This is a genomic window from Candidatus Binatia bacterium (assembly GCA_036382395.1).
GTDB lineage: Bacteria > Desulfobacterota > Binatia > HRBIN30 > HRBIN30 > JAGDMS01.
The window spans coordinates 1-8,087 of sequence record DASVHW010000001.1; the positions used below are offsets into that span (position 1 = coordinate 1).

The following is an 8,087-nucleotide window of genomic DNA, read 5'->3' on the forward strand; positions in this document are numbered from 1 at the left end:
GATGCCGATGTGATCGCGCAGGCTGGCGAGGGTCAGGCGGCGCACGTCGATGCCGTCGATGCACACGGCACCTTCGGCGACATCATAGAAACGTGGAATCAGGGAGACCAACGTCGACTTGCCGGCGCCGCTGCGCCCGACGATCGCCACGGTCTCACCGGATGCGACCTCCAGACTGACACCGGAGAGCGCCGGATGACCGTTGCGGCGCGACGGATAAGAGAAGCTCACGTCGCAAAACGCGACCCGACCCTTCACCTGGTCGAGCCGGCGGGCGTCGCCTGCTTCCGCCACTTCCGGCCGGATGTCGAAGAACTCGAAGATGCGATCGATCGCCGCCAAGGAGTTGCTCACCACCACACTCAGTTCGCTGAAGCGCTGCAGTGGCAGGTACAGACTGCCGAGGTAGGCGTAGAACGCGATCATCGTCCCCACGCTGAGGGTCCCGTGCAGGATCATGGCGCTTGCCGCCCACACGACCGCCAGCGGCGCGACGCTCGTCAGCAGAGTCGTCCCCGCCTGGTTGGCCGAAGACAGCGCCACGTTGCGCAGCGTCAAATCCAGCAGGGTGCGGCTGCTGCGATAAAACCGTCGCGCCTCGTGTTGTTCGCGATTGAAGGCCTTGACCACCGCAACCCCGGCGATTTTCTCCTGCAGGTCACCGGAGAAATCCCCCAGCATTTCCTGCACCGATAGGCTCGCCGCCTTGATGCGGGGACTGAAGTAGCGAATCAGCACCACGTAAAATGGGATGACCGTCAGCGCCACCCACGCCAGCCGGCGCTCGAGGACAAACAGAATCCACACCACCAAGCCGAGCGAGGCGCTATCCATCCACACGTTGGTCAGCGCCGAGCCGACGAAATTCTGCGCCAACTGAATGTCGCTGACGAAGCGCGCCACAATGGCGCCGGAGCGCCGTTCGTCGAAAAACGAATGCGACATGCTTTGAATATGCTGATAGAGCGCGTAGCGCAGATCGAAGATCAGGCGGTGTCCTGCCTGGCCGGACCAGTAGCTGCGGTAGAAGCTCGCCACGCCCAAGAGCGAGTACAGCGCCAGCATGGACAGCCCAACGACCACGAGCCGGCCACTATTACCCGCACCCAGCCACGGCGTCGCGCGCAGCACGCCGGCGCACCAGGCCTCCAGCATCCGGTTGGTGGATTCGCTGGCAGCCTGTGGGTCCCGCCCCAGGACCACGTCCGTCAGGTACTTGAGCGCCAGGGGGAAGGCGAGCGGGATGCCGAACTTCAACACGCCGGCCGCAGCGGCACCGCCGATGTACCACTTGTGCGGCGCCACATAACGGAGGAACCGCAGCAGTGAAGAGCGTGTGCGTTCTGACCTGACGCGCCGGCCGGCCGGATCGTTCTCGACCCCGTGCATGTACGTTTTTGGATAGCAGGGATCGGCCCGCCTAGCTACGCCTGTATGCGCGCATCCCCATACCTTGCGTAAGCGGGACCGGAGGGGTCAACGGTCGATGAGGCAGCTGTTTTGGAAGGCCGTTGCGCGCCCCCGATGCAGCCGCAGTCGATCGCTTCCACACGGGCGATATCGAGGCTGGCGGCCGCGACCACGGCCGTCCCGACCGCTGGGCAGTACCCTAATTAGCGTTCGCAGTTACCTCCGAACGCTGCTCGGTGGGTCTTTCCGGCGGCCTGCGCTCGTGATGCCTCGCAATCGCCCCGCTCACCGCAAATGACGTGACCCCAAACGCCGCCGCGATCGGCCGTTGCGTCAGCGCTCTCACGTCGTAAGCCAACAACGTCGCCATCCCCTGTGCGCGTGTCCCGCGACCGCGCTACATCCGCGGGTCTCAGCGTGAGAGAGAGGGCGGCATCCACGCCATGGCGCTGACGTTCGCACGCCTTCCGGAACGGCACCGTGAGCCGGCCACCGGGGGCGTCGCGCGCGAGGGAGCTTGCGCCCAAAATGGGCACGTACTAGCTTCTGTCCAGGCGTATCATCGCCCGCCGGACGCTCCGTGAATTCGTCGAGTCCAGAGCCGGCCACAAGGATCAGGCGGCACTGAAGGCGGCCGTCGATGCATGGTTCGACGAAGTGCGGAAGGCAGACTGGAAGAGCACTGCTGACGTCAAGCGCCATTACGCGTCGGTCAGCGTTGTATCGGCCGACCGGATCGTCTTCAACATCAAGGGCAATGACTATCGGTTGGTGGTGTCCGTTGACTTCGAAAAGGGCATCGTCTGGATCAAGTGGATCGGCACCCATGATGACTACGATCACATCGATGTGAAGGAGGTCGATATATGAAGAACCTCAAGCCAATCAAGACGCGGGCCGATTACGAGACAGCCGTGGCGGAGATGAAGCGCGTGTGGGGCGCCAAGTCTGGCACCCCGGACGGTGACCGCCTCGACATCCTCGCCACGCTCGTGGATACGTACGAGGCGCAGCACTTTCCGATGGACCCGCCCGACCCGATCGAGGCGATCAAGTTTCGCATGGAACAGCAGGGCCTGACACGTAAAGACCTGGAAGACATTCTGGGGACCCGGACTCGCGTGGCGGAGGTGTTGAACCGGCGCCGCGGCTTGTCGATCAATATGATCCGCCGCCTGCACGAGAAGCTTGGTATCTCGGCAGAGGTGCTGATCCGTCCGAGCCGAGGTGGGAAGGCAGCGTAGCGAGCAACAGGAGGGGATCAATTGTCGCCGCTCCGCCATTGGCGTAGTCTCCAGCAGTGCGTTTTCTCGAGACCCCGATCTTCGCGGAGGATGTGCCGAGCGTGCAGGGCTGAAGTCCGCACTCCAGGCGCAACCCCGATTGCCGTTACTGCCAGCGGTGATCGAGCACCACAACAGCAAGGAGGGGATGATTATGGCCTCGGCACATGAAGCGTTCTGGACCCATTCGAGCTACGCCTTCGTTGGTCACTCCGCCCTCAAGGGTTTTCCGCAGATCAGTTACGGCGAAGCGAAGAAGAGCGGCAAGAAGGTTTTCGCGGTCGATCCCTCCGTCGCCCAGATCAACGGCGACAGGACCTACCCCAACCTGCGATCCTTACCGGAGAAGGTTGACGCGGTGGTCCTCGAAGTACCGCGGGGGGAAACCCTGGACCTGGTGCGACAAGCGGCGGACGCGGGCATCAAGAACGTGTGGGTTCACATGAACCGCGATACGCCGGAAACCATCGAGTTCGCCAAGCAGAAGGGAATGAACATCCTGACCGGCACCTGCGCGGTGATGTACGTGGCCCAGGGTTTCACCTACCACTCGATCCACAAGTGGCTGAACAAGCTGCTCGGCAAGTACTGAGGACGGAGGCGCCCCTTCAGGACGTTGCGTCGATCCGGTCATTGAGGCGCCATCTTCGTCGTTTCGGACGCCAAAAGTTGTCGACTCGCGACCATCGACTGTCGATTTCAAGCTTCGTAGACTGGGCCTAGTCCGAACCGCCGACGCCGCTGTCGATCAGACAGGCGTTGCCGAACGCCGTTGCCCGCGACACGTGCTCCACCGCGTGGGCGGCATAGGCCTGCTCCTCGGACGTGCCAGCCTGCCGGATCTTCCGTTTGAAGATCTGCCGCAGCACCTCAACGCCCAACGAGATGGCCACGCCGGGCTTCAGGAACGTCGTCTTGGGTTTGACGCCGGTCATCGCCGCACCGAACTCGGACATGAACGCATCCCCTTGGCGCTGCGCCACGACGTTGGCCGCATCCAAGAACAACGGGAATCGATAGGTTATCCGGGCGCCCACCGCCGAGGCGCGGAAGTCGCGCCCGAAGGCCGACATCCAGCGCGTGTGATACGCCAGACATGCCTGCTCGGAGAACTCTCCGCTGGCAAACAGCTGGTGGATGGTTTGCGCCGCCAGCTTGCCGCCGATCATGCCGGTGTGAATGCCTTCGCCGGTGAGTGGATCGGTCTGCCCCGCCGCATCGCCGACCGCCATGAACTGTCGGGCCGTGCTCCGCGCCTCGCCGCCCAAGCGGATCGGCGCGATCCTCACCCGCTCCAGCGGCTCGGCCCGCGGCCCCAGCGCGCGCTGCACGAAGGGATCCCGCTTGATCTCGTTCTCGTACACATCCGCCAGCCGATCGTTGGTGAGGGCACCGCCGGGAATGACGTAGGCCCCCACATCGATGTCGTCGTTGTAGTGGCGAAACAGCGCGACATATCCCGGCAAGATGTACTTCGGGTAGAAGAGCACGCCGCCGGACTTGAAGTTGTGCGTGCCGCCGCGGATATACTGGCGGCTCGCCACGGCCTGAGGTGGGGTGGTCACCACGCCAAGGGCGCGCGCCAAACGGCTGTTCGCCCCGTCGGCTGCCACCAGCATCTTGGCGCGGAACTCCCTGCCATCGTGGCAGCGGACCGCCCACCAGCCGTCGTCTTCGAGCGCCGCCCGCGCAACATTCGCATCCTCGAACAGCTCCGCGCCAACTTCCGCCGCGCGGCGGGCGATGCGCTCATCACAAATGATCCGCTTGATGGCGTAGCAGCGGGTACCGGGAGCCCCACCGCCTTCGCTGACGCTCACGTAGCTCTCCCCCGAAGGCGAGATGAAGCCGCCGGAAGTCGTGTCGCGCACCAGGCCCTCGGCTTCGAGCCGCTGCAGAACACCCATATCCTCCAGGATGTCGAGCGCAGGGGCACACCAGGCGTCACCGCAGTACTTGTCGCGCGGGAAGCTGGCCTTCTCGAGCAGCGCAACCCGCCTGCCGCCCGTGGCCAGGTAGTACGCGGCGGTCGCGCCGGCCGGCCCGGCTCCGACCACGATCACGTCGTACTGTTGCAGATCGGCCCGCGGCATCATGGGAAGTACCCCCCTACCCCTCTTCTCACCCTGTCCCTGCCCCCACCAGCACATCGTTGGCGTGCATGGTGTCCATATACTCCTTGAAGGCAGAGACCTTGCCGTCGCGGATGATCATCAAAAAGTGATACTGGTTGTTATAGATCTTGCCGCTGACGTGACGCCCATATGACTCGGCCTCGATCGCCACGCGTTCGTCCTCGGCCGTGATCCCCTTGATGGTGAACTTCAAACCCTCCGGAAACAGCGACAGGATCGCGTCCATCCCTTGAATGGCCTGCGTCTTCGTGAACGTGCCGGAGAACGGCAGCGAGCCCGCGGTCCAAAGCTCGGCATCGGCGGCGTACAGCTTGGCAATGGCCGCGCTGTCGGCCCGGTTCAGCGCCGCGAAAAACTCGCGCGCGATCTGTTTGTTTTCTTCCAGATGATGATCGTCACACATGGTTACACCCTCCTCATGACATCGTCGCGGAACTTCTCGAACTGGCGACGGAGACCGTTGAGATCGCGCTGCAATGCAGCGATCACCATTCGATCAACGCCCATGTCAGCGTAGGACTGAGCGCATTGTAGGTCGGCGCTGCCGACACAGGTGATCGTGATGGCGTCGGGGTCTCGCCCGTGCTGCCGCGCGGTCTCGGCCATGATCGCACGCAACGAGGCCAGCTGGTCTGCCGACACGCCGAGCGGAAAGAAGCCATCGCCCAAGCGCCCCGCGCGTCGCGCCGCCGCGGTGGTGTGACCGCCAACCACAATCGGCACGCCACCGGCCTGCACTGGCTTGGGTTTTGAGACCACCCGGTCGAAGTTGACGAACTCTCCCTTGAAGCTGGCGACGGGCTCCTGCCACAGCGTACGCATGACGGCAACGTACTCATCCGCCCTCCGTCCGCGGTTGTCAAAACAGGTTCCGACCGCGTCGGCCTCCTCGCGCACCCAACCCATGCCGATGCCCAACTCGACGCGTCCGCCAGACAAACGATCGAGGCTCGCCAACTCCTTGGCCAGGATCAGCGGGTTGCGCTGCGGCAAAATGAGGACGCCGGTCGCCAAGCGGATGCGCGTGGTGGCCGCCGCCACGTAGCTGAGCCACAGCAGCGGGTCAGGCTGCTGCACGTCGGCGGTAAATGGCGAGCGGCCGCTGGGGTCGTACGGATAGATGGACTCGTAGGCCACCGCCATGATGACGTGCTCCACCACCCAGATCGATTCAAAGCCGTACTCCTCAGCCATCTGCGCGAAGGCAATGGCGAAGGCTCCGTCCTCGACCGGGGCCATTCCGTATGGGGGGATCACTCCGAACTTCATTGAGCACGCCAGCGTATCATGTCCAGCCTTATAGCTGGACTACACGGCACTCGGGAAGCGAGAACTGGGTCTTTACTCACCTGTGCCCAGCTGGAAGGATACCGGAGCGCGATGACGAATGGCGAACACGATAATCTCGCCGCCGATGCCGAGTGGGACGCGGGTGACATGGGCTGCGGGGAGCTGGTTCTTGAACTGCGGTTGCGCCTGCAGGCCATGGCCCCGGGCAGCATTCTCAAGCTGACCGCCCGCGACCTGGGTGCGCCCGAGGACCTGCCGGCATGGTGCGGCATGACCGGGCATACCTTGCTCAAAGCACAGCATCCTGAATACTGGATCAGAAGAAGGGAGCGTTGAAACGATGGCGAACAAGTTCTGTGTGAGTCTGACCTGTTCCAAGGATAACACCGACAAGGCGACGGTGGGCTTCGTGATCGCGAACGCGGCGGTGGCCTCTGACAAGGACACCCTGGTGTTCCTCAGCATTGAAGGCGTGCGCCTGTCGCAGCACGGCTACGCCGATGACATCCACGAGGCAGGTTTTGCGCCCCTCAAGGAACTGATGGAGAACTTCGTCAAAGCGGGCGGCAAGGTGTGGGTATGTTCGCCCTGCTTCAAGAAGCGCGGGCTCGACGAGAGCAAGCTGATCGCCGGCGCCACCATCGTCGGCGGCGCCAAGCTGGTCGAGTTTCTGTCCGACGGCAGCCCCTGCGTCAGCTACTGAGCGGCACAACGATGGATGCACCTGCCGGCGTCCCGGAGCCGGATGCCGTCTGCGATGGCGGAGACCTCGACTGTGGCAGCGGCTTGTTGCTGATCATCCGCAACGCCATGGCGCCGTTGGCGGCCGGCGGGGTACTGGAGGTGCGCAGCCGCGAGATCAGCGTCCGAGAGGACCTGCCCGCGTGGTGCCGCATGGTCGGCCACAGCCTGCTCGGCATGCGCGAGGGCGAAGCTGGATATGCCCACTACCTCTTGCGCAAGAAGGGAACGGACGCGGCTCTCCACACCGACCTCGAGCAGGCCCGCTCCTTCGCCTGGCAGACACGGGTGCGTTGGACCGAGGGCATGCAGGCGAAGGCCTTCGCCCGCAACCACTCCTTCGACATCGGACAGGTGGCCAGCTTCGACACCGCCGACCCCGCGCCGTCAGCCGTCGAGTACCTCTTGGGTGCCCTCGGCGGCGCGCTGGTGGTGGGCTTTCAGTGGCGCTTGTCGCAGCGCGGGATCACCGTGCGCAATCTGGAAGTCAGCCTGAAGGCCCGCTCGCGAAACATCCTGGTGTTCCTCGGGGTCGAGCATGACGGTGATGCCGGCCTGGAGCAGATCGACGGGCGGATCTACATCGACGCCGACGCGGGCGCCGAGGTGCTCGAAGCCCTCTTTCAAGAGACCCTGCGCCGCTGCCCCGTGACCTCCTCGCTCCTGCGTCAGGTAGCGGTACATATCGATCTCAGAACGGTGTGACCATGTCACGTTGGCCCCTTTTTCCCGTCACCGTCGTCGGCAGCTGGCCGCGTCCGCCCTGGTTGCTCGACGCCATGAAGCGGCGCAGTGGCGATCTCGAGGCGTTGCGTGACGAGGCCACGTTGCTCGCCATCAAGTACCAGGAAGATGCCGGCGTCGACATCGTCACCGACGGCGAGCAGCGGCGCGACAACTTCTACTCGTTCATCTGCGAGCGTCTCGACGGTATCCGCCTGATGACGATGGCGGATTTGCTCGATTACGTCGAGGACAAGGCGGCGTTCGAGAACTTACTCCAGGCTCTCGATGTCCCCGCCTTTGCGATCAAGAACCCCACCGTCGTCGGCCCGCTTCGCCGTCGCGAGCCCCTAGTGCTGCGCGACTTCGAGTTTTTGCGTGCCCACACGCGGAAACCCATCAAGGTCACGCTGCCCGGCCCGTATCTGCTCAGCCGCTCGACCTGGGTGAAGAATCTCTCCGACACCGCCTACCCCACGCGGGAATCACTCGCCGACGCGATCGT

General features: G+C 64.0%; 11 protein-coding genes. 7 read left to right on the top strand and 4 right to left on the bottom strand.

What is annotated here, in order from left to right:
- Positions 1-1,305, bottom strand: a 1,305-nt coding sequence (locus VF515_00005; GenBank protein HEX7406012.1) for an ABC transporter ATP-binding protein, incomplete at its 3' end; no start/stop codon positions are given.
- A 651-nt stretch (positions 1,306-1,956) separates the two neighbouring features.
- Here VF515_00005 and VF515_00010 point away from each other — a divergent pair.
- The 3 genes from VF515_00010 (at position 1,957) to VF515_00020 (ending at position 3,285) form a co-directional block, all read left to right on the top strand.
- Positions 1,957-2,280: a type II toxin-antitoxin system HigB family toxin gene (locus VF515_00010; protein HEX7406013.1), complete on the top strand. Its 324-nt coding sequence runs from the start codon at positions 1,957-1,959 to the stop codon at positions 2,278-2,280.
- The gene (locus tag VF515_00015) at positions 2,277-2,654 is read left to right on the top strand and encodes a helix-turn-helix domain-containing protein (protein ID HEX7406014.1); all 378 of its coding nucleotides are present in this window, start codon (positions 2,277-2,279) and stop codon (positions 2,652-2,654) included. Before VF515_00010 ends, VF515_00015 begins: the two co-directional genes overlap by 4 nt.
- Positions 2,655-2,847: 193 nt before the next feature.
- The gene (locus VF515_00020) at positions 2,848-3,285 is read left to right on the top strand and encodes a CoA-binding protein (GenBank protein ID HEX7406015.1); all 438 of its coding nucleotides are present in this window, start codon (positions 2,848-2,850) and stop codon (positions 3,283-3,285) included.
- A 127-nt stretch (positions 3,286-3,412) separates the two neighbouring features.
- Here VF515_00020 and VF515_00025 read toward each other — a convergent pair whose 3' ends face one another.
- The 3 genes from VF515_00025 to VF515_00035 are packed head-to-tail and all read right to left on the bottom strand — an operon-like array spanning position 3,413 to position 6,097.
- Complete coding sequence (locus VF515_00025; protein HEX7406016.1) at positions 3,413-4,789, bottom strand: geranylgeranyl reductase family protein; 1,377 nt, start codon at positions 4,787-4,789, stop codon at positions 3,413-3,415.
- Between the two features lie 25 nt (positions 4,790-4,814).
- Entirely contained in the window at positions 4,815-5,231 is a 417-nt protein-coding gene (locus VF515_00030) for a nuclear transport factor 2 family protein (GenBank protein ID HEX7406017.1), read from the bottom strand.
- Between the two features lie 2 nt (positions 5,232-5,233).
- On the bottom strand, positions 5,234-6,097 hold the full coding sequence (locus VF515_00035; GenBank protein HEX7406018.1) for an LLM class F420-dependent oxidoreductase: 864 nt from the start codon (positions 6,095-6,097) through the stop codon (positions 5,234-5,236).
- A 111-nt stretch (positions 6,098-6,208) separates the two neighbouring features.
- Between VF515_00035 and VF515_00040 the strand changes: the two genes are divergently transcribed.
- From VF515_00040 to VF515_00055, 4 genes are all read left to right on the top strand, one after another.
- A complete protein-coding gene (locus tag VF515_00040; GenBank protein HEX7406019.1) occupies positions 6,209-6,454 on the top strand; it encodes a sulfurtransferase TusA family protein in 246 nt (81 codons plus the stop codon).
- A 4-nt stretch (positions 6,455-6,458) separates the two neighbouring features.
- Positions 6,459-6,821 (top strand): DsrE family protein, encoded by a 363-nt coding sequence (locus tag VF515_00045; protein ID HEX7406020.1) that lies wholly within the window; start codon positions 6,459-6,461, stop codon positions 6,819-6,821.
- An 11-nt stretch (positions 6,822-6,832) separates the two neighbouring features.
- Entirely contained in the window at positions 6,833-7,564 is a 732-nt protein-coding gene (locus tag VF515_00050) for an OsmC family protein (protein HEX7406021.1), read from the top strand.
- 2 nt (positions 7,565-7,566) lie between these two features.
- Positions 7,567-8,087: vitamin-B12 independent methionine synthase (locus VF515_00055; GenBank protein HEX7406022.1), on the top strand; the 521-nt coding region annotated here is incomplete at its 3' end.

Bases quoted from the DNA above. Each gene is read 5' to 3' on its own strand.
- VF515_00015 (HEX7406014.1), top strand. From the start codon at position 2,277: ATGAAGAACCTCAAGCCAATCAAGACGCGGGCCGATTACGAGACAGCC.
- VF515_00020 (HEX7406015.1), top strand. From the start codon at position 2,848: ATGGCCTCGGCACATGAAGCGTTCTGGACCCATTCGAGCTACGCCTTC.
- VF515_00025 (HEX7406016.1), bottom strand. From the start codon at position 4,789: ATGATGCCGCGGGCCGATCTGCAACAGTACGACGTGATCGTGGTCGGA.
- VF515_00030 (HEX7406017.1), bottom strand. From the start codon at position 5,231: ATGTGTGACGATCATCATCTGGAAGAAAACAAACAGATCGCGCGCGAG.
- VF515_00035 (HEX7406018.1), bottom strand. From the start codon at position 6,097: ATGAAGTTCGGAGTGATCCCCCCATACGGAATGGCCCCGGTCGAGGAC.
- VF515_00040 (HEX7406019.1), top strand. From the start codon at position 6,209: ATGACGAATGGCGAACACGATAATCTCGCCGCCGATGCCGAGTGGGAC.
- VF515_00045 (HEX7406020.1), top strand. From the start codon at position 6,459: ATGGCGAACAAGTTCTGTGTGAGTCTGACCTGTTCCAAGGATAACACC.
- VF515_00050 (HEX7406021.1), top strand. From the start codon at position 6,833: ATGGATGCACCTGCCGGCGTCCCGGAGCCGGATGCCGTCTGCGATGGC.